Source organism: Kocuria sediminis (assembly GCF_009735315.1).
In the GTDB taxonomy this organism is placed as follows: domain Bacteria; phylum Actinomycetota; class Actinomycetes; order Actinomycetales; family Micrococcaceae; genus Kocuria; species Kocuria turfanensis.
On the sequence record NZ_WOGU01000006.1, the window covers coordinates 206,549 to 231,452 of the forward strand.

Here is a 24,904-nt window from a genome sequence, read left to right on the forward strand (position 1 = left end):
GCGGCGGAGGACCGTGCCCGGCGCCGCCCCGGAGCGCCGCCGGCGCTCGCCGGGCCGCGCCGGCAGCGGCGCGCGTCCTCCTCCGTGAAGCGCCCGCCGCAGCGTTCCCGCGGCCGCGGCCGCGCCCGCCGACCGCGCCCGGCGCGGGCGACCACGGGATCTCCGTGGTCGCCCGCGCCGGGCGCCCGGTTCCGCCGTGGTCAGGGGCGCGAGCCGTGCTGGACGATCAGCGCCGGCCCCGCCGGCTGCGCCACCCGCTCCCGGGCGGTCCGGGCCGCCGCCACGAGGTGCTCCAGGGAGGCCTTCGTCTCCTCGTAGCCGCGGGTCTTCAGCCCGCAGTCCGGGTTGACCCACAGGGTCCGCGCCGGCACGTGCTCCAGTGCCCGCTCGAGCAGCTGCTCGATCTCCTCCTGTCCGGGCACCCGCGGGGAGTGGATGTCCCACACGCCGGGGCCGATGCCGCGGGAGAAGCCGGCGGCCTCCAGGTCCGTGAGCACCTCCATCCGGGAGCGGGCCGCCTCGATGCTGGTGACGTCGGCGTCCAGGCCGTCGATCGCCCCGACGACCTCGCCGAACTCGGAGTAGCACAGGTGGGTGTGGATCTGGGTCTCGTCCCGCACGCCCGAGGTGGCCAGGCGGAACGCGTCCACCGACCAGCCGAGGTAGGCCTGCTGGTCGGCACGGCGCAGCGGCAGCAGCTCCCGCAGGGCCGGCTCGTCGACCTGGATGATCCCGATCCCGGCGGCCTCCAGGTCCGCGACCTCGTCGCGCAGCGCCAGCGCCACCTGCCGTGCCGTCTGCTCCAGCGGCTGGTCGTCGCGCACGAAGGACCACGCGAGGATCGTGACCGGGCCGGTCAGCATGCCCTTGACGGGACGGTCGGTGAGGGACTGGGCGTGGCCGATCCACGGAACGGTGAACGCCTCGCCGCGCAGCCCCGGGCCCTCCCGGCTGACGTCACCCCACAGGATCGACGGGCGGGTGCAGCGGGAGCCGTAGGACTGCACCCAGCCGTGCACGGTGGTCGCGAAGCCGTCCAGGTGCTCGGCGAAGTACTGGACCATGTCGTTGCGCTCCGGCTCGCCGTGCACGAGCACGTCGAGCCCGAGCTCCTCCTGCAGGCGCACCACCCGCTCGATCTCCTCGCGCAGGAACCCCTCGTACTCGGCGTCCGGAAGCGCCCCGGCGCGGTGCCGGGCGCGGGCGGCGCGGACCTCGGCGGTCTGCGGGAAGGAGCCGATGGTGGTGGTGGGCAGCGGGGGCAGGGGACCGGAGGCCGTGAAGGACCGGCCCTCCTGGGCGGCGCGGCGCACCGCGGCGGGGGCGCGGCCGATCTCCGCCGAGGTCAGGGACGCGGCCCGCTCGCGCACCGCCGCGTCCCGGACCCCCGGGGCGTCCTCGCGGGAGCGGCGGGCCGCGGCGGCCTCCGCCAGCCGGTCCGCGACCGCCCCCCGCCCCGCGGCGAGACCGCGGGCCAGGGTGACGATCTCGCCGACCTTCTGGTCGGCGAAGGCGAGCCAGCTGCGCAGCAGCGGGTGCAGCCTGGTCTCCTCGGCCACGTCGTGCGGGACGTGGAACAGGGAGGTGGAGCTGGCCACGGCGACCCGGGCGCCGGCGCGGGCCAGGTCCTCCAGCTCACCGAGCCGGCCGGCCAGGTCGGCCCGCCACACGTTGCGCCCGTCGACCGCCCCGGCCACGAGCACGGGGGCGCCCTCGCCGGCGAACAGCGCCAGCTCCGCGGGGGCGGGGGCCGCGCCCTTGACCAGGTCCAGGTGCACGGCCTCGACCCCGCTGCGGGCCAGCGGGCGCAGCAGGGCGCCCGGGGAGCCGTAGGAGGTGGTGACGAGCAGCCGCGGCCGCCCGGGAACGGCCGTGAGCGCCGGATAGGCCTCCTGCACGGCCGCGGCGAGCCGCGCGGCGGGCACGTCCTGGTCGGCCACGAGCGCCGGCTCCTCCAGCTGGACCCACGGCGCCCCGGCCGCGGCGAGCTCGCCGAGCAGCTGGGCGTACACCGGGAGCAGGTCGGCGAGCCGCTGCAGGGGGTCGAAGCCGGCGGGGGCGTCGTCGTCGGCCTTGGCCAGCAGGAGGAAGGAGACGGGGCCCACGAGGACGGGACGGACGGTGAAGCCGTTCTCGGCGGCGCGGCGGACGTCGGCCACGAGCCGGCCGGCGGAGGCGGTGAAAGGGGTCCCGGGGCCGATCTCGGGGACCAGGTAGTGGTAGTTGGTGTCGAACCACTTGGTCAGCTCCAGCGGTGCCCGCCCGGCGTCGCCGCGGGCCAGCACGAAGCTGCCGTCCAGGTCCAGGCGCCCGTCCGCCCCGGCCAGGTCCGCGAAGCGGGACGGGACCGCCCCGAGGGCCACGGTGGTGTCGAGGACCTGGTCGTAGAGGGGGAAGGCCGCGGGCAGGGACGCGTCCTGCGCGCCCAGGCCCAGCTCCACCAGCCGGCGGTAGGTGGCCAGCTGCAGCTCGCCGGCGGCCGCCTCGAGCTCCTCGCGGGTCGAGCGCCCGGCCCAGTAGGCCTCGAGGGCCTGCTTCAGCTCGCGGCGCCGGCCGATCCGGGGGTACCCGGTGATGGTGGCGGCGGGGAAGGGGACGGCAGGGGTGGTCGTGCTCATGGGTGTGCTCCTCGGCAGATCTGGGAAAAGGTACGGGCGAAGGTCAGGGGAAGGGCCCGGGAAGAGGCCCGGGCCACGAGGCGCGGACGGGGCCGGCCTCCCTCGCTGCTCAGGCGGGCAGCAGGTCCGGCAGGGCCGCCGGCTGGTGGGGCACGCGCGGCAGGTCCACACGCTCCAGCAGGTCCAGGGCGGCCCGGTGCTCGTTGAAGGTGTAGAGGTGCAGCCCGGGCGCCCCGGCGTCGAGGGCCGCGCGGGCCAGGCGGGTCGCGAAGGCCACGCCCGCCCGGTGCCGCTCGGCGGGGCCGGCGGCCTCCTCCAGGGCCGCGGCCAGGCCCGGGTGGGGCCGGAGCCCGGCGAGCCGGCACAGCGTGGCCAGCCGCCGCGGCTCCGTGACGGGCATGATCCCCGGCACGATCGGGATCGTCACCCCGGCGGCCCGGGCGGAGGCAACGAGGCGCTCGTAGCGCTGCGGGCGGAAGTAGACCTGCGTGATCGCGAAGTCCGCCCCGGCACGCTGCTTGGCCAGCAGCACCTCGATGTCGTGCCGGAAGGACGGGGACTCGGGGTGCCGGGTCGGGTAGGCGGCCACGCCCACGGCGAGCCGGCCGCCGGCGAGGGACGCGGTGTGGCGCTGCTCGACCTCGCGCACGAGCTCCACCAGGTCCCCGGCGTGGGCCAGCTCGCCGGGCTCCGCGTCCGGCTCCAGGTCCCCGCGCAGGGCCAGGACGCCCCGGACGCCGCGGTGGAGCAGGGACGTGACGGTCTCCTCCAGCTCGGCCCGCGTGCTGCCCACGCACGTGAGGTGCGCCAGGGGCCGCAGGCCGGTGCGGGCCAGGAGGTGGTCCAGCAGCGCCAGCGATCCGGCCCGCCGCGGGGCGTCCCCGCTGTACGTGACAGCGACGTGGTCGGGGCGGGTGGGCTCGAGCTCCTCGATGGTCCGCAGCAGCGTCTCGGCGCTCGCCGCGCAGCGCGGTGGATAGAGCTCGTAGGACAGCGACGGCGGTGGCGCCGTCCGGTCGGGTGGTCGTCTCACAGAACCTCCTGGGGTCACCCCGAGGGAGGGCGCCGGCCGTCCCGGGGTGGACCCGGGAGGCTGCGACAGCTCCATCGGTCCTGGCGGGAGCACCGTTCCGCGGCCCGGTGGGGCTGCGGATGGTTGCTGCGGCGTCGACGAGCCAGGTCTCTCGGCCGCTCTGGATAGATGCAGGACCCATTCCAGCGGGTGCCCCGGGCGGGTGCCAAGCCCGGCGGCGCAGAAGACGCCGGTGCGCCGACTGTGACGGCGGGCGCGTCACGCGGCGCAACATCGACACCGGGCGTCGCGCGACCCACGCGGCGTCAGCGCCGCGCACCGGTTCGCGCGGCGCCCGCCCACGGCCATAATGAGTGTGCCCCCGCCGCCCGGACCCCAGGAACGAGACGTCATGCCCAGTTCGCCCCGCATCGTGGCGGTCGTGCCGTGCCACAACGAGGAGGCCGCGATCGCGAAGGTCGTCACCGACCTGCACGCCACGGTCCCCGGCATCGAGGTCCACGTCTACGACAACTGCTCGACCGACGGCACCGCCGAGGCCGCCCGGCGGGCCGGCGCGCACGTGCGGCACGAGGAGGAGAAGGGCAAGGGCAACGTGGTGCGGCGGGCGTTCGCGGATCTCGACGCCGACGTCTACCTGCTCATCGACGGCGACGACACCTACGACGTGGCCGACGCGCCGCGGATGATCGAGACCCTGCTGGCGGGTCCCTACGACCAGGTGCTGGGGGTGCGCCGCCAGGTCAGCGGCACCGCCTACCGGGCCGGCCACGAGTCCGGCAACCGGTTCTTCAACACCCTCGTCACCTTCGCCTTCCGCCGCCAGGTCACCGACATGCTCAGCGGGTACCGGGTCTTCTCGCGGCGCTTCGTGAAGTCCTTCCCGGCGCTGTCCCGCGAGTTCGAGATCGAGACCGAGCTGACCGTCCACGCGGTCAACGCCCGGGTGCCGCAGACCGAGGTGGAGGTGGGCTTCCGCGACCGGGCCGAGGGCAGCGAGAGCAAGCTGCGGACCTACCACGACGGCTTCCGGATCCTGGGCATCTTCGCCCAGCTGCTCTTCCAGGAACGGCCCTTCCTGGTCACCGGCGCCGTCTCGTGCGCGCTGTTCCTGCTCGGTCTGGTCCTGGGCCTGCCCGTGGTGGTGGAGTTCGCGGGCACCGGGCTCGTGCCCCGCTTCCCGACGGCGTTCCTGGCCGCCTCCCTCGTGGTCCTGGCCGGGGTGTTCCTGCTGATGGGGGTCCTGCTGCACGGGCAGGCGAGGATCCGTCGGGAGACCTCCCGGCTGTTCTACCTGCGCCAGCCGGCCCCGCCGTGGAGCGGCGGGGCCGGGGCGGACCGTCCCGTTCCGCCCGCCGCGCAGGAGCGCCGGTGGGCCCGGTGACCGCGGCCGGCACCGGCGGCCGCCTGGCCCCGCTGCGCCCCTGGCTCCAGGGCCTGGGCATGCTGGTGGTCCTGCAGTTCGCCCTGTTCGGGCTGCTGGTGGTGGGCCAGGCCGTGCCGGACCGGCCCATCGTCGAGCACCTCCTCGCCGCGGTCGAGGACGGCACCTACGGCCCGCACGGCACGATCGACCGGATGGGCACCCCGGCGGACACCTTCACCGAGTGCGTGGTCGCGGGCACGGGCCTGGGCGCGTCCCCGGAGGAGTCGGCGTTCAGCCGGGCCGTCCGGATGCCCCGGCTCGCCACCTGCGGCGGCGGACCGGAGCAGCTCCGGGCCATCGCCGAGGGGGCCGTGCTGGAGGACAACAACTACTTCAAGTACTGGGCCGGCTACACGGTGCTCACCCGCCCGGTGCTGGCCGTGGCGGGGCTGGAGGGGCTGCGGATCGTCTCGGGCACCCTCATGGTGCTCGCCCTGGCCGGGGCGTTCCTCGCGCTGCGCGCCCGGACCTCCACCGCGGTGGGGCTCGCCCTCGTGCTGCCCTACGTCGCGGGGACGAACCTGCTGTCCACCCCCTCGACCTCCTTCAGCCAGTCGATCTCCATCGCCTTCATCTTCCTGTCCGTGCTCCTCGCCACGCTCGGGGCCGCCCGCTCGGCCCGGCTGGGCTGCGCGGGCGCCGCCCTGGGCGCCGCGCTCTTCTGCTTCGTGGACCTCCTGACCACTCCCGCCGTGCCGTGGGCGATGTCCGCCTTCGCCGTGGGGGCGGTGACGTGGTTCCACCGCCGCGAGCTGAGGGCCACGTTCGTGGCGGTGCTCCTGGCCGGCGCCGTCTGGCCGGCGGCCTTCGCCGTCACCTGGGTGGCCCGGTGGGTGATCGCCGGCGCCTTCCTGGGCATCCCGGCCACCGTGGAGGTGGTCCGCCGCAACGTGGGGAACCGGACCGGAGGAGACCACGCGGGGGTCGCGGAGTCCTTCGGGGCGGGGGTGCACGCCAACATCGACTACTGGTGGACCAGGGTGCCCACCGCGGAGCTCGTGCTGGCCGGCTGCCTGCTGGCGGCGGCGGCGGGCCTGGTCCTGGCCCACCGGCGCGCCGGGCCGTCCCGCTGGGCGGCCGCGCTGGTCCTGGCCCTGCCCGCGGCCGCGGTGCCCCTCTGGTACACCGTGCTCAGCAACCACTCCCAGATCCACGCGTTCTTCGTCAACCGCGGGGTGCCCGCCGCGCTCGCCGTCGTGACCGCCGCGTGCCTGGCCGCCGCCGTGCGGGCCCGCCCGGCCCCGGACGCCTCCGCCGCCGCGGAGCGGCGCGAGCCGGCGGCCCCGGAGCCGGGCACGGACGAGCGTCACGATCGGGTCTCGGAGGTGGCCGCCCCGGCTCGCCGGGCGTAGCCTTGAACAACCAACAGGTTGATCAAGGAATACGTTGACAGACACCGTGGACCCCGACGACGACGACCTGCTCGACCGGGCCTTCCTGGCCCTCGCCGACCCGGTCCGGCGGCGGATCGTCGCCCGGCTCAGCCGGGGCCCGGCCACGGTCACCGAACTGGCGGAACCCTTCGCGATCTCCAAGCAGGCGGTCTCGAAGCACATCCAGGTCCTCGAGCAGGCGCAGCTCGTCACGCGCACCCGTGACGCCCAGCGGCGGCCCGTCCACCTGGACCCCGCACGGCTGGAGGCGCTCACCGCCTGGATCGACCGGTACCGGCTGGTCCGGGAGGAGCAGTTCCGCCGCCTCGACGCCGTGCTCGACACCCGCGCCGCGCCCCGCGGCGCACACCGGGAGGACTTCACCATGGGACACGCCCTGCACCTGACCGTCCCCGACGACGTGCCGTACATCGACTTCGAGCGGGACTTCGACTTCCCCGTGGCGGAGGTCTACCGCGCCCACGCCGACCCCGAGCTGTTCCGGCAGTGGATCGGCCCGCGCGGGCTGCGGACCCGGATCGACGGCTTCGAGTTCCGCGCCGGCGGCGCCTACCGCTTCGTCCAGCGCGGCGAGGACAGCGCCGAGGAGTACGCCTTCCGCGGCGTCTTCCACACCGTGCGCGAGAACGAGCTGGTCGTCCAGACCTTCGAGTACGAGGGCTGGCCCGACGCGGTCGACCTCGAGTACCTGCGCTTCGAGGACCTCGGCGAGGGCCGGTGCCGGCTGCGCGGGCACACCGTCCACGCCTCGCAGGAGGCCCGCGACGGGATGGTCGGCTCCGGCATGGAGAAGGGCATGGCCGAGGGCTACGAGCGGCTCGAGGAGCTGCTGGCCGGGCTGCTCGGCGGACAGGGAGGCTGAGCGTGGACTGGACCCTCGAGGTGGTGCTGGTGCCGGTGCGCGACGTCGACCGGGCCGTGGAGTTCTACCGGGACCAGGTCGGCTTCCGCCTCGACCACCACACCACCACCGAGCAGATGGACATCGCCCAGCTGACCCCGCCCGGGTCCGGCTGCTCGATCGTGGTGGGCAACCTCCCCGCCCACCGGGAGATGGCCCCCGGCTCCCTGCGCGGGCTCCAGCTGGTGGTCGCGGACGCCCGGGCGGCCCGGGAGGAGCTGCTGTCCCGGGGCGTGGAGGTCAGCGGGATCACGGTGCTCGACGAGCGGGACGGCGGCACGGTCTTCGGCTTCAGCGATCCCGACGGCAACTCGTGGGCGGTCCAGGAGCTGCGGGCCCGCGCCGAGCGGCCGCTGATCCCGCCCGAGCACCGCCTCTGACACCGCCTGTGACACCGCCTGTGACAGTGCCTCCGGTGCCGCGTCCGGCCCTGCCCGTGGCGTGTCCGGGGGGCACGTCCTGTGGCGCCGCCGCCGGCTCCGCCGGGGCCGGCGGTCCGCCGGGTCAGTCCGGGCGGGCGTGCTCGGCCCGGCGGCCGAGCAGCCTCGAGGCCAGCGCGATGAGCAGCACCAGACCGGCGGTGAGCAGCAGCTGAGCGCGCACGGCGTCGTCAAGCAGGCCGAGCAGCAGGATGCCGGCGAGGATCGCCAGCGCCAGCCAGGACAGCCACGGGAACGCCCACATCCGCAGCGGCAGCTCGGTCCCGTCCCGGTCGGCGCGGCGGCGCAGCACGATCTGGGAGACCAGGGCGAGCCCCCAGACCACGAGGCAGGTGGCGCCGACCGTGTTGAGCATCCACAGCAGCACGGTCTCGGGCCACAGGTAGTTCAGCACCACGGCCCCGAAGCCGAAGGCCACGGAGACGAGCACCGCGGTCCGGGGCACCCCGCGGGCGGAGACGTCGGCGAAGGCCCGCGGGGCGGAGCCGCGGCGGGCCAGCGAGTACAGCATCCGGGACGAGCCGTAGATGTTGGCGTTGAGCGCCGAGAGCAGCGCCAGGATGATGATCACGGCCATCACCACGTCGGCACCCGGCACCCCGGCGGTCTCCAGCACGGCCACGAAGGGGCTCACGGAGAGCTGCTCGTCGTTCCACGGCAGCACGAGCACCATCACGGTCACCGCGCCCACGTAGAAGACGAGGATGCGGACCAGGATGGTGCGCACGGCGCGCGCCACGTTGTGCTGCGGGTCCTCGGTCTCCGCGGCCGCGATGGTCACCAGCTCCGTGCCGCCGAACGCGAAGATCACCACGAGCAGCGCGGCGGCGACCCCGGTGAGCCCGTTGGGCAGGAAGCCGCCGTGCGCGGTGAGGTTGCCGAGCCCGGGGGAGGGCACGTCGGTCAGGCCCAGCAGCACGGCCAGGCCGACCCCCAGGAACGCCAGAACGGCGAGCACCTTCATCAGGGCGAACCAGAACTCGGTCTCCCCGAGGGTGCGGACCTTCACCAGGTTGACCGCGGTGAACACCACCATGAACAGCAGCGCGAGCACCCACTGCTCGGTCACCGGCCACAGCTCCGTCAGCAGCTGGGCCGCGGCCGTGGCCTCCGCCGCGACCACCACCACGATCTGCGCCCACCACAGCCAGCCCAGGGTCCGGCCCACGGTGCGGCCCATGGCCTTCTCGGCGTAGGTGGAGAACGCGCCCGGGGACGGGTCCGCGGCGGCCATCTCGCCCAGCGCCCGCATCACCAGCACGAGCAGCACGCAGGCCACCAGGAAGGACAGCAGCACCGCCGGCCCCGCCGTGCGGATCGCGGCGCCGGTGCCGATGAACAGGCCGGTGCCGATGGCGCTGCCCAGGGCCATCATCACCAGGTGGCGCGCCTTGAGGTGGGTGCCCGGTGCGGTCCCGGACGGTGCGGCCGGGCGCGGCGGGCCGGACTCGGCCCGGGTCCAGGAGGAAGGGGAACTCATGGGCATCCAGGGTATCCGACCGCGGCGCTCCCGGGCGGCGGGCCCGGATGCGTGCGCCCGGTCACGGACCGCTAGACTTGCACGGTACGAGCCCCTGGGCCTCCATCCTGCCGGCGCGGCGCCGCCTCGAGCGTGCGGACAGGACCGGGTCGACACAGGGGCGTTGTCGTGCCCGGCCGGGGCGAGCCTCCGCCGGGCCCCGCGGGAGACCTCCCGCGTCATCCAGGCAGGAGAGTCCGTCAATGCCAGCAATCGTGATCGTCGGCGCCCAGTGGGGCGACGAGGGCAAGGGCAAGGCCACCGACCTGCTCGGCGGCCGCGTCGACTACGTGGTCAAGCCCAACGGCGGCAACAACGCCGGGCACACCGTGGTGGTGGGCGGGGACAAGTTCGAGCTGAAGCTCCTGCCGGCGGGGATCCTGAGCCCCAACGCCGTCCCCGTGATCGGCAACGGCGTCGTGGTCAATCCCCAGGCCCTCTTCGAGGAGATCGACGGCCTGGAGGCGCGCGGGGCGGACACCTCGCGGCTGCGGCTCTCCGCGAACGCCCACCTCGTGGCCCCCTACCACCAGACCATGGACCAGGTCACCGAGCGCTTCCTCGGCAAGCGGGCGATCGGCACCACCGGCCGCGGCATCGGCCCGGCCTACATGGACAAGGTCGGCCGGCTGGGCATCCGCGTGCAGGACGTCCTGGACGAGTCGATCCTGCGGCAGAAGATCGAGGGCGCGCTGCGGCAGAAGAACGAGCTACTGGTGAAGCTCTACAACCGCCGGGACATCGACGTCGAGGAGGTCGTGCAGTACTTCCTGGGCTACGCCGAGCGGCTCGCCCCGATGATCGTGGACTCCACCTTCCTGCTCAACCAGGCCCTCGACGAGGGCAAGGTGGTGCTCATGGAGGGCGGCCAGGCCACCTTCCTCGACGTGGACCACGGCACCTACCCGTTCGTGACCTCCTCCAACCCCACGGCCGGCGGCGCGTCCGTGGGGTCGGGCATCGGCCCCACCCGCATCACCCGGGCGATCGGGATCATCAAGGCCTACACCACCCGGGTGGGCGCCGGCCCGTTCCCCACGGAGCTGTTCGACGAGATGGGCGAGCGGCTGCGCACCACCGGCGGCGAGTTCGGCGTGAACACCGGCCGCCCGCGCCGCACCGGCTGGTACGACGCCGTGATGGCCCGCCACGCCTCGCGGATCAACGGCTTCACCGACTACTTCCTCACCAAGCTCGACGTCCTCACCGGCATCGAGCAGATCCCCGTGTGCGTGGCCTACGACGTCGACGGCGTGCGCCACGACGAGATGCCGATGACCCAGACGGAGTTCCACCACGCCAAGCCGATCTTCGAGCACTTCGACGGCTGGACGGAGAACATCACCGGCTGCCGCTCCCTGGAGGACCTGCCGGCCAACGCCCGCGCCTACGTGGAGGCGCTCGAGTCGATGAGCGGCACCCGGATGTCCGCGATCGGCGTGGGCCCGGACCGTGACGACACCATCGTGGTCCGCGACCTCATCGACTGACCCCCCTTGCGCCGAGGTGGCACGTGTCGGCGGCCGAGCGCGCCGCGGTCGCCCACACGTGCCACCTCGCGTGCGGGAGCGAGGGGTCAGACGAGGACGAGCACCACCCAGACGCCGAGCGCGCCGAGCACCAGCACGGCGAGCGCGGTGGCCAGCACCGCCCCGGTCTCCGGGGCCGACTCCTCCCGGACGATCCCCCGGGCGCTGCGTGCGTACCGCGGCCGCTGGGTCAGGTAGATCGACCCGGCCGTGAGCACCGCCAGCCCGAAGAGCACCAGCACGAACGGCCCGTGCTGGGGCAGCCAGCGCAGGAAGACCGCCGAGACCACCACGAAGGACAGCAGGGTCCGCCCCCACGCCATCGTGGTCCGCTCCGGCTGCAGGCCCTCGTCCGCGTGCGGGCGCTCCGGCGGCGGGGCGGGCCCGCGGCTCCGCGGGCGCGGCATCTCAGCCCTGCAGGACGACGACGACGAGCACTCCCGCCGCGATCGCCCCGCCCACCGCGAGCACCGGCGCGATCAGAGGCAGGGGCAGCGGGGCCTGGCGCCGCATGCTCCGCTCGACCCCGATCCAGCGGAACGTGGCGCCCGCGCTGACCAGCATGCTCAGCACCAGCAGGACGACCGCGAGGAACGTGCGGATGCCCTCGTCGAACACGTCCGCGGTGAACGCCTCGATCGCGATCCCGCCGGCCAGGAACGCGAGCGCGGTCCGGATCCAGGCGAGGAACGTGCGCTCGTTGGCCAGGGTGAAGCGGGGGTCGGGGTCCTCCCCGCCGCCGAGCACCCGCTCGGTCAGCCGGCGCCGTCCCGGCTGCTCGCCCATCGTCCGCCCTCCGCTCGCCCGGTCGTTCCACGGCCCATCCTGTCACGGGGAGCCGCCGGTGCCCGGGGCGGCGGAGGGGACGGGACTGTTGTCCGGATCACGCCCGCCCCATACCCTGGGATTCCCTCCAACCCCCCTGAGGAGCCCCCCCATGGAACACGCCCGCACCGCCCGCCTGACCTCCGCCCTGGCCCTGGCGGCCCTGCTCGCCGCCGGCGGGGCCGTGGCCGCGCCCGCCACCGCCGTGGGCGAGGGCCCGAACCCCGGCAACGGCCAGTACACGACCGCCCACCTCAGCACCTACGAGGAGATGGCCGCGGAGCTGCAGGACCAGGACGCGCGCCAGGACGCGCTCGAGCTGAAGGTGATCGGCCAGTCCGTCAAGGGCCGGGACCTCTACCTCGCCGAGTACGTCTCCGACCCCCAGAACCCCACGATCCTGTACCTGACCCAGCAGCACGGCAACGAGCAGCTCACCACCGAAGGGGCGCTCAGCTTCATCAAGGCCCTGGGCACCGGCAAGTCCGCCGACCTGCTCGAGAACGTGAACATCCTCGTGGTGCCCATGCTCAACCCGGACGGCGCGATGGGCGACGTCGACTTCTCCCTCGACGACTACCTGGCCAAGGACCGCAACCTCACCCGGTACAACGCCAACGGGATCGACCTCAACCGCGACCACGTCGCCCGCACGCAGCCCGAGACGCAGGCGCTGCACCAGAACGTGCTGGGCGCCTACGACATCGACTACATGATCGACCTGCACCACCAGGGCACACAGTCCGAGGTGGACGGGGAGCTCGTCTCCGGTTCGATCCTGTACCCGACGACGCCGAACGCCGACCCCGAGCTCGTCCGGCGCTCGCAGCAGCTCGGCGCCGTGGTGCACTCCGCGATCGAGCCCACCGGCTGGGGCCGGCTCGGCAAGTACGTCGGCGGGACGGCCGAGACCATCAGCCGCAACGGGATCGCGGTGGAGTACGGGGTGGCCACGCTGCTGTTCGAGATGCGCGGCATGTCCGACCACTACCGCGAGGACTACATCCTCGGCGGCCGCAGCAGCGGCTACCTGATCCGCCAGACGGTGCTGACCCTGACGGAGACGGCCCGGGCGATCGGGGACGGGTCGATCGCGAGCGCCGACACCAGCTTCTGGGAGACGCTGCCGGAGCAGACCACCCGCACGGAGTGACCCCTGCGGCGCGGACCGCCCGGCGTCGGACGGTCCGCGCCGGGCCCTCCACGGGCCGATGCGCGGGCGGGACCGGGCGGTCCCGCCCGCCCGCGGCGGCGGATACAGTGGGCGCAGCGGCGCCGCCGGCGCACCGCGCCGGGGCGCCCCGGACCCGCCGCCGCACCGAGGAGAACCCGTGAAGATCGCCGTCGGACAGTTCGCGCCCACCGCGGACACGGCCGAGAACCTGCAGACCATGCGCCGGATGGCCGGTGAGGCCGCCGCCGCCGGCGCGGAGCTCGTCGTGTTCCCCGAGGAGGCCATGTTTTCCGAGCGGCTCATCGGGGAGCGGTTCGAGGAGCTGGTGCTGCGCGGGTGGTCCGGCTTCGTCCAGCAGCTGTCCTTCCTGGCCGCGCAGACGGGCGTGGCCGTGATCGCCGGCGGCTACGAGGCCTCCGCCGACGGCCGCCCCTACAACACGCTCGTGGCCGTGGACGGGCAGGGCGCGATCCTCGGGACGTACCGCAAGCTCCACCTCTACGACGCCTTCAGCCACCGGGAGTCCGACCGGATCCGGCCGGGGGACAAGGGCGTGACGGTGGTGCGGATCGGTGAGCTCTCGGTCGGCATGATCACCTGCTACGACCTGCGCTTCCCCGAGATCTGCCGCGCCGTGGTCGACGCCGGGGCGCAGCTGCTGACCGTGCCCGCCGCCTGGTTCGCCGGGGAGCACAAGGTGGACCACTGGCAGGCGCTGCTCAAGGCCCGCGCGATCGAGAACACCGTCTGGGTGGCGGCCGCGGACACCTGCGCCGAGCACACGGTCGGCCGCTCCGCGGTCCTGGACCCGCTCGGTGTGGTCGTGGCCGAGGCCGGGGAGGAAGAGACGGTGCTCTTCGCCGACGTCACCGCGGAGCGCATCGACGAGGTGCGCGAGACCGTGCCCGTGCTCGCCAACCGACGGTTCGGCCCGGCCCAGCTGCTGCCCGCCGACGATGACTGAGGCGGTGGCCACCGCCGCCCCGGCCTCCGTACGGGCCCCCGAGGCCACCGTCCGCCCCCCGCTGCGGCCCCGCACCGTGGTGGCGCTGTTCGCGGGGCTGTCCCTGCTTTTCGGGACGGTCTTCGCCCTGATGGTGCCCTCGGCCTGGGGTCCGGACGAGCACACCCACTTCAAGCGCGCCTACCAGGTCTCCCAGGGCGGGTTCGCCCCCCAGCGGCTTCCCGACGACGGCCCCTATCCCGTCTACGGCGGCGCCGTGCCCGCCACCGCCCAGGACTTCATGGCCGAGCACGCCGGGGCGCCGCGGTCCAAGGAGCGCAACTCCGACCCGCTGTACCTCGCGACCGAGGAGCGCGCGCGGGCGCTCGCGGCGCCCCTGGCGGGCGAGCACGTGATGACGTCCTTCTCCAACACCGCGGCGTACTCGCCGCTGCCCTACCTGCCCGCGGCCCTGGGGGCGCGGATCGCCACCGCGGCGGAGCTCGACGTCGGCACGGCCTGGACCCTGATGCGGATGCTGCAGGTGCTCGCCTACACGGCCGTGGCCGCCGTGGGACTCTGGGCCCTGCGCGGCACCCGCTTCCTGTGGGTCGGCTTCTGCGTGGCGCTGCTGCCCACCGCCCTCTACCAGTCGGCGGTGATCTCCGCGGACTCGGTGACCAACGCCGTGGTGCTGGCCTTCACCGCGCTCGTGCTGCGCGCGACCGTGCTGGACCGCTCCGGGGCGCCCCTCACCCGCACGGAGCTGGGGATCGTGCTCGCCGGCGCGATCGCCCTGCCGCTGATGAAGCCCACCTACGTCATCCTGTCCCTGCTGCTGCTGGCCGTCCCGCTGCGGAAGTACCCGCTGCCCCTGCGCCGGGACGGGCGGCCGGTGACGGCCTCCCTGGTGCTCACCGGATGCCTGCTGCTGACGCTGCTGGGCTTCGCGGGATGGATGTCGCTGGCCGCCGGGACCACCGAGGCGATGGGGGCGCTGCGCGGCCCCGCGGAGCGGCACACGGTGCGGCCCGGCGACCAGCTGGCCTTCGTGCTGAGCGAGCCGGTGGCCGTGCTGGGGATCGCCGCGCGGACGATCCTGACCGCGGACTGGGACTACGCGGCCGGCTTCGCCGGCCAGATGGGCTACGGGCCCGGGGGCACCGTCGACGGTCCCTTCGTCGGCGCGGTGTGCTGGCTCGTCGCCGTGGGCGCCGCGTTCTTCCACGGCCCGCGCGGGGTGGCGTCGCGCCGGGTCGCGGCGTGGTTCGCGGGGGTGCTGCTGCTCAACGTCGCGGCGATCTTCGGCACCCTCTACCTCAGCTTCGCCCCGGTGGAGTCCGGGATCGTCAACGGGGTGCAGGGGCGCTACTTCGTCCCGCTGGCCCTGCTGCTGCTCGGGACGCTGGTGCCGCTGGTGCACGCCCGGTTCCCCGCCAGCCCGGCAGCCCTGCGCCGGGTGGACACCACGGTCCTCGTGCTCGTGCCGCTCTCGGCCGTGCTGGCCGTGGCCGGCTACGCCACCGTGGTGCACATCACCGGCCACTACGCCCTTCCCTGACCGGCCGCACCGACGACCCGACCGCACCGACGACCTCTGGAGGATCCCGTGGACGACGACCGCTCCGACTCCCCGCCGCACCCGGACCGCCCCGGCGACGCAACCGGCCCCGGAGGGCCGGACGCCCCCCGCGATGCGCACCGTCCGGACGGGCCCGGCAGCGCGCCGGTGCCCGGCGGGTCCGCGCCCGCCGGCGGCTACGGCCCGCCGCCCCCGTGGGGTCCGCCCCCGTCGTGGGAGCGCTTCGCCGCGGGCCGCAGCCACGCAGACACCGCCCTGATCCTGGGCATCCTCAGCGTGGTGGTCCTCCCGCTGCTGGGTCCCTTCGCGATCTGGCAGGCCAACGAGGCCGAGAAGCTCGGCACCCCGGCCACGCCCGGGCGCGTGCTCGGCTGGATCGGAACGGTCCTGCTCGCCGTGTTCGGCCTGTTCCTCGTCCTGTGGCTGATCGCGGTGGCGTTCCTGATCAGCTCCGGCGGAGGCGGCTGAGCCGGGCCCGGCTCACCAGATGCTGACGCGCTCGGCCTCCGGCAGCCACAGCCCGTCCGACTCCTCGACGCCGAAGGCCTCGTAGAAGGCGGGCACGTTGCGCACCGTCTGGTTGGCCCGGAACTCGTTGGGGGAGTGCGGGTCGGTCGCGATGCGGTGGCGCAGCGCCTCGTCGCGGGACTTCTGCTGCCACACGTAGGCCCAGGACAGGAACAGCCGCTGCTCGGGGGTGTAGCCGTCGATCAGCTCGCCGGCCCCGAAGGCGCTGTGCTCCGCCCGGGACATCCGCCAGGCCTTGTGCGCGATCGTCAGCCCGCCCAGGTCCCCGATGTTCTCGCCCAGGGTCAGCTCCCCGTTGACGCTCGTGCCCTCGTCCTGCAGCTGCTCCGGGACCAGCCGGTCGTACTGGCGCACCAGCTCCGCGGTGCGCTCCTCGAACGCCTGCCGGTCGGCATCGGTCCACCAGTTGCGCAGCCGGCCGTCGCCGTCGCAGGTGGAGCCCTTGTCGTCGAAGCCGTGGCCGATCTCGTGGCCGATCACGGAGCCGATCGCGCCGTAGTTCACGGCGTCGTCGGCGTTCTCGTCGAAGAACGGGGGCTGGAGGATCGCGGCCGGGAAGACGATCTCGTTGCGCAGCGGGTGGTAGTAGGCGTTGACGGTCTGCGGGGTCATCAGCCACTCGTGCTTCTCCACCGGCCGGCCGGCCTTCCGGACCAGCTCGGCGAGCCGGAACTCCGTGGTGCGGATCCGGTTGCCCACGAGGTCCTCGGGGTCGATCCGCAGGGAGGAGTAGTCCTTCCACCGCTCCGGGTAGCCGATCTTCGGGGTGAACTGGGAGAGCTTCTTCAGGGCCTCCTGACGGGTCTCCTCGGTCATCCAGTCCAGGCCGGTGATCGAGACCCGGTAGGCCTCCAGGAGGTTGGCCACGAGCTCGTCCATCCGCTCCTTGGCGGTGGGGGAGAAGTGCGCGGCCACGTAGAGCTCGCCCACGGCCTCGCCGAGCACCCCGTTGACCAGCTCCACCCCGCGCTTCCACCGGTCCTTCAGCCGCGGGGTCCCGGAGAGCACGGTGCCGTAGAACGCGAAGTCCTCCGCCACGAACGCCGAGGACAGGTAGGAGGCGCGCGCGGAGACCAGGTGCCAGCGGGCCCAGGCCCGCCACGCCGGCAGCAGCTCGTCGGCGAGCAGCTCCTCGACGCCCGTGAAGAAGGACGGCTGGGCGTTGACCACCGTGCGCAGGGCCGGGACGGGCAGCTCCGCCCCCTCGGCGAGCAGGGCCCAGTCCAGGACCGCGGTGGTCCCGGCGAGCTCCTCGAAGCTCATGGGGTTGTACATCTTGGTGAGATCGCGGACCGTGACCTTGTCCCAGTGGTGGGAGGCGATCCGGGTCTCGAGCTCCACGACGGCGCGGGCCTGCTCCGCGGCGTCCTCCACACCGGCCAGGGACAGCATGGCGCGCACGTGCTCGTGGTACTTCTCCCGGATCGTGGCGTGCTGGGCGTCCCGGTAGTACTCCTCGTCGGGCAGGCCGAGGCCCGACTGGCCGACGAAGACCAGGTTGCGCTCGGGGTCTCCCGGGTCGGCGTCGACGTCGACGCCCACGAGCCCGCCCACGCCACGGCGGATCATCCGCCCGAAGTGGCGCACGAGGGCGGGGACGTCGGCCACCGCGTCGACCTCCGCGAGGTCGGGGGCCAGCGGCGAGGCCCCGAGCGCCTCGATCCGCTCCTCGTCCATGAAGGACGAGTAGAGGTTGGCGATCTTGGACTCGATCGCGTCCGGGTCCCCGGCCTCGGCCCGGGTGATGAGCTCGCGCACGGCGGCCTCGGCCTGGTCGCGCAGCTCGATGAACGCCCCCACCGAGGGCTTGTCGTCGGGGATCTCGGTGCGGCGCTGCCAGGTGCCGTTGACGTGCCGGTAGAGGTCGTCCTGGGGGCGGACGGAGCGGTCGAAGCCGGAGAGGTCGAACACCGAGGAGGTCGCCGTAGAAGTCATGGCCCCCACGTTAACGCCCGTCCGGCGGCGCGGCAGGTCTTTTCCCCGACCGCTTAACCCGTGCCGTTCACCCCGTGCCGTTCACCTCGTGCCGTTCAGTCCGTGCAGCGGCTCAGGCCCGCCCGCCGGTGAAGCGCGGGCGGCGCTTCTGCTGGAACGCGGCGAAGCCCTCGGCGTAGTCGGCGCTGCGGCACAGCTCGCCCTGCACCCGGTTCTCGTGCTCCACGGACGCCCACAGGCCCAGCCGCTCGTCGCGGATCTGCGCCACGAGCTCCCGGGAGGCCAGGAACGCCCCGGTGGCGCCCTCGGCCACCGCGGCGGCCTTCGCCCGGGTGAGCTCGAGCAGCTCCTCGCGCGGCACCGACCGGCTGAACAGCCCGGAGCGCACGGCCTCGGCGCCGCTCATCAGCTCCGCGGTGTAGATCAGGTCCAGGGTCCGGTGGGCGCCGAGCCGCTCGGTGAACAGGGCGTGCCCGCCGGAGTCGAGGGTCGCGCCGAGGTTGGCGAAGGGGGAGCCGATCTTGGCGTCCTCGGCCACGTAGACCACGTCGGTGGCGATCGCCAGACCCAGCCCCACCCCCAGGCACGCCCCCTGCACGGCGGCGAAGGTCGGTGCCGGGAAGCGGCTCATCGTGCGCAGCAGCGGGGTGACCTTCCCGGCGAGGTACCCGTAGGCGTCGTCGGAGGCGGGGTCCACGGCGGAGATGTCCCGGCCGGCGCAGAAGCCGCGGCCCTCCCCGCGCAGCACGAGCGCCCGGACCCCGGCCCGCTCGGCCTCGGCGTAGGCTTCGCCCAGCTCGGCGAGGGCGGACTCGTCCAGGGCGTTCATCTTCTGGGGCGCGTCGAGCACCACCTCGGCCACGGATCCGTCGATGGTCAGGTCGATCACTGCTGCTCCTCGGGAGGCTGGGGCACGGGGTCGGGCAGGACGCCGGGCGGGGGGAGGGGGAACGGGACGGTCCGGACCCCGGGGGGCCACGTGCCGGGCGGCGCCGCCCGGCACGCACGGCTCAGGCGTCGAAGTCGACGGCGAACTCCTTGGAGGTCGGCCGGGTCTGGCAGGTGAGGACGTAGCCCTTCTCGACCTCGTCCTTCTCCAGCGCGTAGTTCTCCTCCATCTCGAACTCCCCGGAGACCACCTTCGCGCGGCACGTGCCGCACACCCCGCCGGCGCACGCGAACGGCACGTCGGGCCGGACCCGCAGCGCCGCGTTGAGCACGGTCTCGTGGGCGCTCCTCGGGGACTCGATCGTGCTGGAGAGCCCGTCGAGGTTGAAGGTGATCGCGACGTTCTCGCCCGAGGGGTCGGCGGGCACCACCCGGCCCTGCTGGCCCTGCGGGGCCTCGGGCCGGCCGGTGCTGAAGAGCTCGAAGCGGATCCGGTCCTCCGGCACGCCGCGCTCGGCGAGGGTGTCCCGGCACAGCTGGACGAGCTCGAAGGGCCCGCACAGGAACCACTCGTCGGTCCGGTTCACCTGGATGACCTCGTCCAGGATGTCGTTGAGCTTGTCGGCGTCGATCCGCCCGGACATCAGGGGGCTGATCCGCTGCTCGCGGGAGAGCACGTGGTGGACCGCCAGGCGGGACGGGTACTTGTCCTTGAGGTCGCCCAGCTCCTCGGCGAACATCACGTCCATGGCGGAGCGGTTGGCGTAGACGAGGTCGAAGGTGGAGGTCGGGGAGGCCCGCAGCACCGCCTTGGCGATGGCCATGATCGGGGTGATCCCGGAGCCGGCGGCGAAGGCCACGAGGTGCACCGACGCGTTCCGGGCGACCTCCTCCGCGGCGAGCCGCTCGGGGTCGTTCAGGCTCGTGAGCCCCAGCTTGGAGATGAACGCGCCCTGCGGGTTCATCACGTCGAGCCGGTCCCCGGCCTGCAGCGACTCGTTGGCCCAGGTGGAGAAGACCCCGCCGATGTCCTGCTTGATCGCCACCCGGATCTCGCCCGGCTTTGGCTCCGCGCAGATCGAGTAGGACCGGCGGACCTCCTGGCCGTCGATGCGGGCGCGCAGCGCCACGTACTGGCCCGGCAGGTAGTCGTAGTCGTCCACGAGCTCCGGGGGGACGGCGAAGGCGACCTCGACCGAGTCCGCCGTGAGCTTGCGGACCTGGGAGACCTCCAGGGAGTTGAACGTGGCCCGGCGCCGGGCCGGGGCGGTGATCTCGGTCATCAGTGCACCTTGAAGTAGTCGAAGGGTTCCAGGCACTCGTTGCAGACGTGGAGCGCCTTGCAGGCGGTGGACCCGAAGCGGGTCATCTCGCGGGTGTTCAGGGAGTTGCAGCGCGGGCACTTCACGGCCAGGCTCAGCCGGACGGGCCCGGCGGCGGCGCGGCCGGTGGGCGGGGCGATGCCGTACTCGTCGAGCTTGCGCCGGCCGTCCTCGCTCATCCAGTCGGTCGTCCAGGCGGGCTGCAGCACGAGCTCCACCCGCACGTCCTCCCAGCCGTGCGCGTTGAGCGCCGCGGTGACGTCCGCGGTGATGGTCTCCATGGCGGGGCACCCGGAGTAGGTGGGGGTGATGACGACGACGGCGCGCTCGCCCTCGGCCCGGGCGCCGCGCAGGATCCCGAGGTCGGCGATGGAGAGCACCGGGATCTCGGGGTCGTTCACCGTCGCGGCGACGTCCCAGATGCGCGCCGAGGCCTCGTCCTCCGGGCGCAGCTCCCGGCCGGTCACCGGCGCGGGCCGCGTGTGCAGGTGGTCGGTCATCGTCGTCGTCCCCTCACCAGGTGGCGCCGGGGTGCCGGCGCGCGAGCACCTGCATCTCGGCGAGGATGTGGCCCCGCTGCTCGCTGAACTGCCCGGAGCGGTCCCCGCCGTAGGCGCCCAGCACCTCGGGCACGGACAGCTCCGCCTCGTCCAGGACCGCCTTCAGACGGACGTCGAAGTCCGCGCGCAGCTCGGACGGGCGCACGGCCGCGTCCCCGAGGGCGTCGATGAGCTCGTCGTCGTGGAAGAGCTCGTCCACGTAGGGCCACATGCAGTGCAGCCCCGCCTGGATCCGGCGCTTGGACTCCTCGGTGCCCAGGCCCAGGCGCAGCACCCACTGGCCCGCGTGGTCCTGGTGGTACTGGACCTCCTTGAGGGCCTTGTCCGCGATGGCCGCGAGCGTGGGGTCGGAGGAGTGCACCAGGCGGCGGTAGAGCTCGTACTGGTAGTAGGAGAAGATCAGCTGCCGGGCGATGGTCTGCCCGAAGTCGCCGTTCTCCTGCTCCACCAGGCGGCAGGAGCGGAACTGCTCCTCGTCGCGGAAGTAGGCGAGGTCGTCCTCGGTCTTCCCCCAGGCGGTGCCGGCGTAGGTGAGGAAGAAGCGGGCGTGCCCGAGCAGGTCCAGGGCGATGTTGGCCAGCGCGATGTCCTCCTCCAGCTCCGGGGCCCGGGCGATCCACCAGCCCAGGCGCTGCGAGAGCATCAGGGCGTCGTCGCCCAGCTGCAGGGCGTAGCGGGCCACGTCCTCGGTGGCCTTCGCGCCGCCGGCCTGGATGTCCTCGGCGGTGATGGCGTGGCCCGCGCTCTGCTTGGTCGCGGAATCGTGGGACGCGAAGCTCACAGGTGCTTCACCCCTTCGCTCTTCGTGTAGTAGGTGGCGTGCCGGTAGCTCTTGCCCTGCGCGGACTCGAAGTACCCGCCCTTGGAGTCGGGGTCCGAGGCGGTGATGGCCTCGGAGGGCACGACCCACACGGAGGTGCCCTCGTTGCGGCGGGTGTACAGGTCCCGGGCGTTGCGCACGGCCATCGTGGCGTCCGGGGCGTGCAGCGAGCCGGCGTGGACGTGGGAGAGCCCGCGCGAGGAGCGCACGAACACTTCCCACAGCGGCCACTCGTCCGAGGCGGCGCCGATCGGGCGGACCGTGCTCTCCTGGTTCTCGCTCATGCTCAGGCTCCGATGAGTTCGGCGGAGGCGCGCTCCGCGGCGGTCTTGCGGGCGTAGGCGGCGGCGGCCTCGCGGACCCAGGCGCCCTCCTCGTGGGCCTGGCGGCGGCGCTGCATGCGCTGGACGTTGCACGGGCCCTTGCCGCCGACGACGGCCTTGAACTCGTCCCAGTCCAGCGGCCCGTAGTCGTAGTGGCCGCGCTCCGCGTTCCACTTGAGGTCCGGGTCCGGCAGGGTCAGCCCGAGGGCCTCGGCCTGCGGGACGATCATGTCGACGAAGCGCTGGCGCAGCTCGTCGTTGGAGAAGCGCTTGATGTTCCACGCCATCGACTGCTTCGAGTTGGGCGAGTCGTCGTCCGGGGGGCCGAACATCTGCAGGGACGGGCCGTAGAAGCGGTTGACGGCGTCCTGGGCCATCTCCTTCTGCGCGGGCGTGCCGTGGGAGAGCTCGTAGAGGATCTCCCAGCCCTGGCGCTGGTGGAAGGACTCCTCCTTGCAGATGCGCACCATCGCCCGGCCGTAGGGGCCGTAGGAGGCCCGGCACAGCGGGACCTGGTTGGCGATCGCCGCGCCGTCCACGAGCCAGCCGATGGCGCCCATGTCGGCCCAGGTGCGCGCCGGGTAGTTGAAGATCGAGGAGTACTTGGCCCGGCCGTCCAGCAGTTGCTGGGTGAGCTCGGAGCGCGGGGTGCCCAGGGTCTCGGCGGCGGAGTAGAGGTACAGGCCGTGACCGGCCTCGTCCTGCACCTTGGCCATCAGGATGGCCTTGCGCTTGAGGGACGGGGCCCGGGAGATCCAGTTGCCCTCCGGCTGCATCCCGATGATCTCGGAGTGCGCGTGCTGGGAGACCTGGCGGACGAGGGTGCGGCGGTAGGCGGCGGGCATCCAGTCGCGCGGCTCGATGCGGGAGTCCTCGGCGATGATGTGGTCGAAGTGCTCCTGGCCGGCGCGGTCCAGCTCGGCCTGCTCGGCCGGGTCCGCCGCGGCCACGGCGTGGAGGCCGGTGTTCTGCGAAGTCATGGTGTCCTTCTTCCGACGAGATGGCGCCGCGGGGCGCGGAGGGCCGCACGCGACTAACTGACCGTTCGTTCAGAATATGGGACCCCGGGGGGCCGCGTCAACAGGTTGCGGGCGGGCGCCGCCCGGTCGGTGCGGGTTGACACGGGCTCCGGAGTGAGATTGTCTACTGACCATTCGGTCGTGAATTGTGAGGAGAGTTACATGTCGCAGGGCCACCCGATCCTCGCGGGGGACCACACTTCGCGCTGGATGGGCATCACCGTGGACCGCGCGGAGTACGGCCACGCCCAGATCCGCATGACGCTGCGCGAGGAGATGCTCAACGGGTTCGGCATCGCCCACGGCGGCATGGTCTTCGCCTTCGCGGACACCTGCTTCGCCCTCGCGTGCAACGACCCCGCCGGTGACGGCAGCACCATCACGGTGGCCTCCGGAGTGGACATCAACTTCATCGCCTCCGCCCACCGGGGGCAGGAGCTCACCGCCGTGGGCACCGTCCGCGCCCAGGCCGGGCGCAGCGGCGTCTACGACATCCAGGTCACGGCCGAGGGCCGGCTCGTCGCCGAGTTCCGCGGCCGCAGCCGCACCATCCCCAACCCGGCGCTGCGCGCGGCGACGCCCGCGGAGCGTTCGGACGAGGGGCCGGCCGGCGAACCGGCCGAGCAGCCCGTCCTGCAGCCCGTCCAGCCGTCCGCCCCGCAGCCCGAGGAAGTCTGATCATGGCCGAGTGCTCCGTCCCCAATCCCTACACCCCCGCTCCCGCCCCCGCGGACCGGTCCCAGCCGGATGCCGAGGAGACGATGAGCCGGGACCAGGTGGAGTCCCTCCAGCTCGAGCGCCTGCGCTGGACCCTGCACCACGCCTACGAGAACGTGCCCGCCTACACCGAGCTCTTCGACGCCCACGGCGTGCACCCGGGCGACCTCAAGGAGCTCGAGGACCTGCGGCTCTTCCCGTACACGGACAAGGAGTTCCTGCGGAAGGCGTACCCGTTCAAGTCCCTCGCGGTGCCGATGAGCGAGGTCCGCCGGATCCACGCCTCCTCCGGGACCACCGGCCAGCCCACCGTGGTGGCCTACACCGAGAACGACATCAGCACCTGGGCGAGCCTCGTGGCCCGCTGCTTCCGCCTCTCGGGCGTGCGGCCGGGGGACAAGGTGCACAACGCCTACGGCTACGGGCTGTTCACGGGCGGGCTCGGCGCCCACTACGGCGCCGAGCGCCTGGGCTGCGCGGTCATCCCGATGTCCGGCGGGCAGACCGAGAAGCAGGTCCAGATGATCCGGGACTTCGAGCCCCAGGCCATCCTCTCGACCCCCACCTATCTGCTGACCATCGCCGACGGCTTCCGGAAGCTCGGCCTGGACCCGCGGGAGACCTCGCTGCGCACCGCGGTGCTCGGGGCGGAGCCGTGGACCGAGGAGATGCGCCGGGAGATCGAGACCACGTTCGGGGTCGACGCGTGCGACATCTACGGCCTCTCGGAGGTCATGGGCCCCGGTGTGGCCGGGGAGTCGGCGCAGTCCAAGGACGGCTCCCACATCTGGGAGGACCACTTCCGCCCCGAGATCATCGACCCCTTCACGGACGAGGTCCAGGAGACCGGCCGGCCCGGCGAGCTCGTGTTCACGGCGCTCACCAAGGAGGCCCTGCCGATCGTCCGCTACCGCACCCACGACCTCACCCGCCTGCTGCCCGGCACGGACCGGCCCGGGCACCGGCGGATGGGCCGGATCACGGGACGCTCCGACGACATGATCATTCTGCGCGGGGTCAACCTGTTCCCGTCCCAGATCGAGGAGCTGGCCCTGCAGGTGCCGGAGCTGAGCCCGCACTTCACGCTCGAGATCACCCGCCCGCACCGGATGGACCAGATGACCATCAACATCGAGCGGCGCGAGCAGGTGACCGTCGAGGCCGCGGAGGCGGGCGGGCAGAAGCTCCTGCACGCCATCAAGACGAAGATCGGCTCCTCGGCCTCGATCCGGATCGCCGAGCCGGGCACGCTCGCCCGATCCTCCGGCAAGCTGCGCCGCGTCTACGACCACCGGGACAAGGCGTGAGCCGCCTCCCCTGAGACCTTCCGCGGCAGCCCCCGGGACCCCGGGGGCCGGCCGCGTCATAAGATCGTTGCTCGGCCCACCCCGTCACCGTCGAGATCGAG

General features: G+C 73.4%; 22 protein-coding genes, 2 pseudogenes and 1 riboswitch. Of the genes and pseudogenes, 12 read left to right on the forward strand and 12 right to left on the reverse strand.

Annotation, left to right across the window (positions count from 1 at the left end; all coding sequences use genetic code 11):
* Positions 1–200: 200 nt before the first annotated feature.
* Both metE and GMA12_RS09190 read right to left on the reverse strand, forming a co-directional pair.
* The gene (metE, locus tag GMA12_RS09185) at positions 201–2,618 is read right to left on the reverse strand and encodes a 5-methyltetrahydropteroyltriglutamate--homocysteine S-methyltransferase (RefSeq protein ID WP_156269197.1); all 2,418 of its coding nucleotides are present in this window, start codon (positions 2,616–2,618) and stop codon (positions 201–203) included.
* Positions 2,619–2,727: 109 nt separating this feature from the next.
* Positions 2,728–3,651, reverse strand: coding sequence for a methylenetetrahydrofolate reductase (locus GMA12_RS09190; RefSeq protein ID WP_370830956.1), 924 nt, complete (start codon positions 3,649–3,651; stop codon positions 2,728–2,730).
* 68 nt (positions 3,652–3,719) lie between these two features.
* A riboswitch (SAM riboswitch) is annotated at positions 3,720–3,822 on the reverse strand.
* A 220-nt stretch (positions 3,823–4,042) separates the two neighbouring features.
* Here GMA12_RS09190 and GMA12_RS09195 point away from each other — a divergent pair.
* The 5 genes and pseudogenes from GMA12_RS09195 (at position 4,043) to GMA12_RS09215 (ending at position 7,752) form a co-directional block, all read left to right on the forward strand.
* Positions 4,043–5,035 (forward strand): glycosyltransferase family 2 protein, encoded by a 993-nt coding sequence (locus GMA12_RS09195; RefSeq protein ID WP_156269199.1) that lies wholly within the window; start codon positions 4,043–4,045, stop codon positions 5,033–5,035.
* Complete coding sequence (locus GMA12_RS09200) at positions 5,023–6,429, forward strand: hypothetical protein (RefSeq protein WP_156269200.1); 1,407 nt, start codon at positions 5,023–5,025, stop codon at positions 6,427–6,429. Before GMA12_RS09195 ends, GMA12_RS09200 begins: the two co-directional genes overlap by 13 nt.
* 46 nt (positions 6,430–6,475) lie before the next feature.
* A pseudogene (locus GMA12_RS09205) lies at positions 6,476–6,829 on the forward strand (ArsR/SmtB family transcription factor); the annotation flags it as partial.
* A gap of 6 nt (positions 6,830–6,835) precedes the next feature.
* Positions 6,836–7,333 carry an SRPBCC family protein gene (locus GMA12_RS09210; RefSeq protein ID WP_156269262.1) on the forward strand — a complete coding sequence of 166 codons (498 nt, stop codon included), beginning with the start codon at positions 6,836–6,838 and terminating at the stop codon, positions 7,331–7,333.
* 2 nt (positions 7,334–7,335) lie between these two features.
* Complete coding sequence (locus GMA12_RS09215; protein ID WP_162459675.1) at positions 7,336–7,752, forward strand: VOC family protein; 417 nt, start codon at positions 7,336–7,338, stop codon at positions 7,750–7,752.
* A gap of 124 nt (positions 7,753–7,876) precedes the next feature.
* Here GMA12_RS09215 and GMA12_RS09220 read toward each other — a convergent pair whose 3' ends face one another.
* Entirely contained in the window at positions 7,877–9,298 is a 1,422-nt protein-coding gene (locus GMA12_RS09220) for an amino acid permease (protein WP_156269201.1), read from the reverse strand.
* Positions 9,299–9,534: 236 nt separating this feature from the next.
* On the opposite strand from GMA12_RS09220, the gene GMA12_RS09225 reads away from it, so the two are divergent.
* Positions 9,535–10,821, forward strand: a complete 1,287-nt coding sequence (locus tag GMA12_RS09225; protein WP_156269202.1) for an adenylosuccinate synthase — start codon at positions 9,535–9,537, stop codon at positions 10,819–10,821.
* 86 nt (positions 10,822–10,907) lie between these two features.
* Here GMA12_RS09225 and GMA12_RS09230 read toward each other — a convergent pair whose 3' ends face one another.
* Together GMA12_RS09230 and GMA12_RS09235 are read right to left on the reverse strand one after the other, a co-directional pair.
* Positions 10,908–11,267, reverse strand: coding sequence for a DUF202 domain-containing protein (locus GMA12_RS09230; protein WP_156269203.1), 360 nt, complete (start codon positions 11,265–11,267; stop codon positions 10,908–10,910).
* A 1-nt stretch (position 11,268) separates the two neighbouring features.
* Positions 11,269–11,646: a YidH family protein gene (locus GMA12_RS09235; RefSeq protein ID WP_156269204.1), complete on the reverse strand. Its 378-nt coding sequence runs from the start codon at positions 11,644–11,646 to the stop codon at positions 11,269–11,271.
* A 151-nt stretch (positions 11,647–11,797) separates the two neighbouring features.
* Here GMA12_RS09235 and GMA12_RS09240 point away from each other — a divergent pair, with 151 nt between their 5' ends.
* The 4 genes from GMA12_RS09240 (at position 11,798) to GMA12_RS09255 (ending at position 15,852) form a co-directional block, all read left to right on the forward strand.
* Positions 11,798–12,838 (forward strand): M14 family zinc carboxypeptidase, encoded by a 1,041-nt coding sequence (locus GMA12_RS09240; protein ID WP_156269205.1) that lies wholly within the window; start codon positions 11,798–11,800, stop codon positions 12,836–12,838.
* Between the two features lie 178 nt (positions 12,839–13,016).
* On the forward strand, positions 13,017–13,823 hold the full coding sequence (locus tag GMA12_RS09245; protein WP_162459676.1) for a carbon-nitrogen hydrolase family protein: 807 nt from the start codon (positions 13,017–13,019) through the stop codon (positions 13,821–13,823).
* Between the two features lie 4 nt (positions 13,824–13,827).
* Positions 13,828–15,363, forward strand: a complete 1,536-nt coding sequence (locus GMA12_RS09250) for a DUF2142 domain-containing protein (RefSeq protein ID WP_162459677.1) — start codon at positions 13,828–13,830, stop codon at positions 15,361–15,363.
* A gap of 48 nt (positions 15,364–15,411) precedes the next feature.
* Positions 15,412–15,852 carry a DUF4190 domain-containing protein gene (locus GMA12_RS09255; RefSeq protein WP_156269207.1) on the forward strand — a complete coding sequence of 147 codons (441 nt, stop codon included), beginning with the start codon at positions 15,412–15,414 and terminating at the stop codon, positions 15,850–15,852.
* 12 nt (positions 15,853–15,864) lie between these two features.
* On the opposite strand, the gene GMA12_RS09260 is transcribed toward GMA12_RS09255, so the two are convergent.
* From GMA12_RS09260 to paaA, 7 genes are all read right to left on the reverse strand, one after another.
* On the reverse strand, positions 15,865–17,847 hold the full coding sequence (locus tag GMA12_RS09260) for a M13 family metallopeptidase (protein ID WP_156269208.1): 1,983 nt from the start codon (positions 17,845–17,847) through the stop codon (positions 15,865–15,867).
* A 112-nt stretch (positions 17,848–17,959) separates the two neighbouring features.
* Positions 17,960–18,736 (reverse strand): enoyl-CoA hydratase/isomerase family protein, encoded by a 777-nt coding sequence (locus GMA12_RS09265; protein ID WP_162459678.1) that lies wholly within the window; start codon positions 18,734–18,736, stop codon positions 17,960–17,962.
* Between the two features lie 121 nt (positions 18,737–18,857).
* On the reverse strand, positions 18,858–20,018 hold the full coding sequence (gene paaE / locus GMA12_RS09270) for a 1,2-phenylacetyl-CoA epoxidase subunit PaaE (RefSeq protein ID WP_156269209.1): 1,161 nt from the start codon (positions 20,016–20,018) through the stop codon (positions 18,858–18,860).
* Positions 20,018–20,557 (reverse strand): 1,2-phenylacetyl-CoA epoxidase subunit PaaD, encoded by a 540-nt coding sequence (gene paaD, locus GMA12_RS09275; RefSeq protein ID WP_156269210.1) that lies wholly within the window; start codon positions 20,555–20,557, stop codon positions 20,018–20,020. The genes paaE and paaD overlap by 1 nt, the downstream gene beginning before the upstream one ends.
* Before the next feature lie 13 nt (positions 20,558–20,570).
* Positions 20,571–21,398, reverse strand: a complete 828-nt coding sequence (gene paaC / locus GMA12_RS09280; protein ID WP_162459679.1) for a 1,2-phenylacetyl-CoA epoxidase subunit PaaC — start codon at positions 21,396–21,398, stop codon at positions 20,571–20,573.
* Positions 21,395–21,721 carry a 1,2-phenylacetyl-CoA epoxidase subunit PaaB gene (gene paaB, locus GMA12_RS09285; RefSeq protein WP_156269211.1) on the reverse strand — a complete coding sequence of 109 codons (327 nt, stop codon included), beginning with the start codon at positions 21,719–21,721 and terminating at the stop codon, positions 21,395–21,397. Before paaB ends, paaC begins: the two co-directional genes overlap by 4 nt.
* A 2-nt stretch (positions 21,722–21,723) precedes the next feature.
* Positions 21,724–22,740, reverse strand: coding sequence for a 1,2-phenylacetyl-CoA epoxidase subunit PaaA (paaA, locus tag GMA12_RS09290; RefSeq protein ID WP_082157203.1), 1,017 nt, complete (start codon positions 22,738–22,740; stop codon positions 21,724–21,726).
* A 201-nt stretch (positions 22,741–22,941) separates the two neighbouring features.
* Here paaA and paaI point away from each other — a divergent pair.
* Together paaI and GMA12_RS09300 are read left to right on the forward strand one after the other, a co-directional pair.
* Positions 22,942–23,334 (forward strand): annotated as a pseudogene (gene paaI, locus GMA12_RS09295) (hydroxyphenylacetyl-CoA thioesterase PaaI); the annotation flags it as partial.
* A 125-nt stretch (positions 23,335–23,459) separates the two neighbouring features.
* Positions 23,460–24,803: a phenylacetate--CoA ligase family protein gene (locus GMA12_RS09300; protein WP_156269213.1), complete on the forward strand. Its 1,344-nt coding sequence runs from the start codon at positions 23,460–23,462 to the stop codon at positions 24,801–24,803.
* Positions 24,804–24,904: the final 101 nt, after the last annotated feature.

What these genes read in the sequence shown, in the direction of transcription:
- GMA12_RS09235 (WP_156269204.1), bottom strand. Translation starts at nt 11,646, where the DNA reads ATGGGCGAGCAGCCGGGACGGCGCCGGCTGACCGAGCGGGTGCTCGGC.
- paaD (WP_156269210.1), bottom strand. Translation starts at nt 20,557, where the DNA reads ATGACCGACCACCTGCACACGCGGCCCGCGCCGGTGACCGGCCGGGAG.
- GMA12_RS09240 (WP_156269205.1), top strand. Translation starts at nt 11,798, where the DNA reads ATGGAACACGCCCGCACCGCCCGCCTGACCTCCGCCCTGGCCCTGGCG.
- GMA12_RS09220 (WP_156269201.1), bottom strand. Translation starts at nt 9,298, where the DNA reads ATGCCCATGAGTTCCCCTTCCTCCTGGACCCGGGCCGAGTCCGGCCCG.
- GMA12_RS09195 (WP_156269199.1), top strand. Translation starts at nt 4,043, where the DNA reads ATGCCCAGTTCGCCCCGCATCGTGGCGGTCGTGCCGTGCCACAACGAG.
- GMA12_RS09230 (WP_156269203.1), bottom strand. Translation starts at nt 11,267, where the DNA reads ATGCCGCGCCCGCGGAGCCGCGGGCCCGCCCCGCCGCCGGAGCGCCCG.
- paaE (WP_156269209.1), bottom strand. Translation starts at nt 20,018, where the DNA reads ATGACCGAGATCACCGCCCCGGCCCGGCGCCGGGCCACGTTCAACTCC.
- metE (WP_156269197.1), bottom strand. Translation starts at nt 2,618, where the DNA reads ATGAGCACGACCACCCCTGCCGTCCCCTTCCCCGCCGCCACCATCACC.
- GMA12_RS09225 (WP_156269202.1), top strand. Translation starts at nt 9,535, where the DNA reads ATGCCAGCAATCGTGATCGTCGGCGCCCAGTGGGGCGACGAGGGCAAG.
- GMA12_RS09260 (WP_156269208.1), bottom strand. Translation starts at nt 17,847, where the DNA reads ATGACTTCTACGGCGACCTCCTCGGTGTTCGACCTCTCCGGCTTCGAC.
- paaB (WP_156269211.1), bottom strand. Translation starts at nt 21,721, where the DNA reads ATGAGCGAGAACCAGGAGAGCACGGTCCGCCCGATCGGCGCCGCCTCG.
- paaA (WP_082157203.1), bottom strand. Translation starts at nt 22,740, where the DNA reads ATGACTTCGCAGAACACCGGCCTCCACGCCGTGGCCGCGGCGGACCCG.
- GMA12_RS09210 (WP_156269262.1), top strand. Translation starts at nt 6,836, where the DNA reads ATGGGACACGCCCTGCACCTGACCGTCCCCGACGACGTGCCGTACATC.
- GMA12_RS09300 (WP_156269213.1), top strand. Translation starts at nt 23,460, where the DNA reads ATGGCCGAGTGCTCCGTCCCCAATCCCTACACCCCCGCTCCCGCCCCC.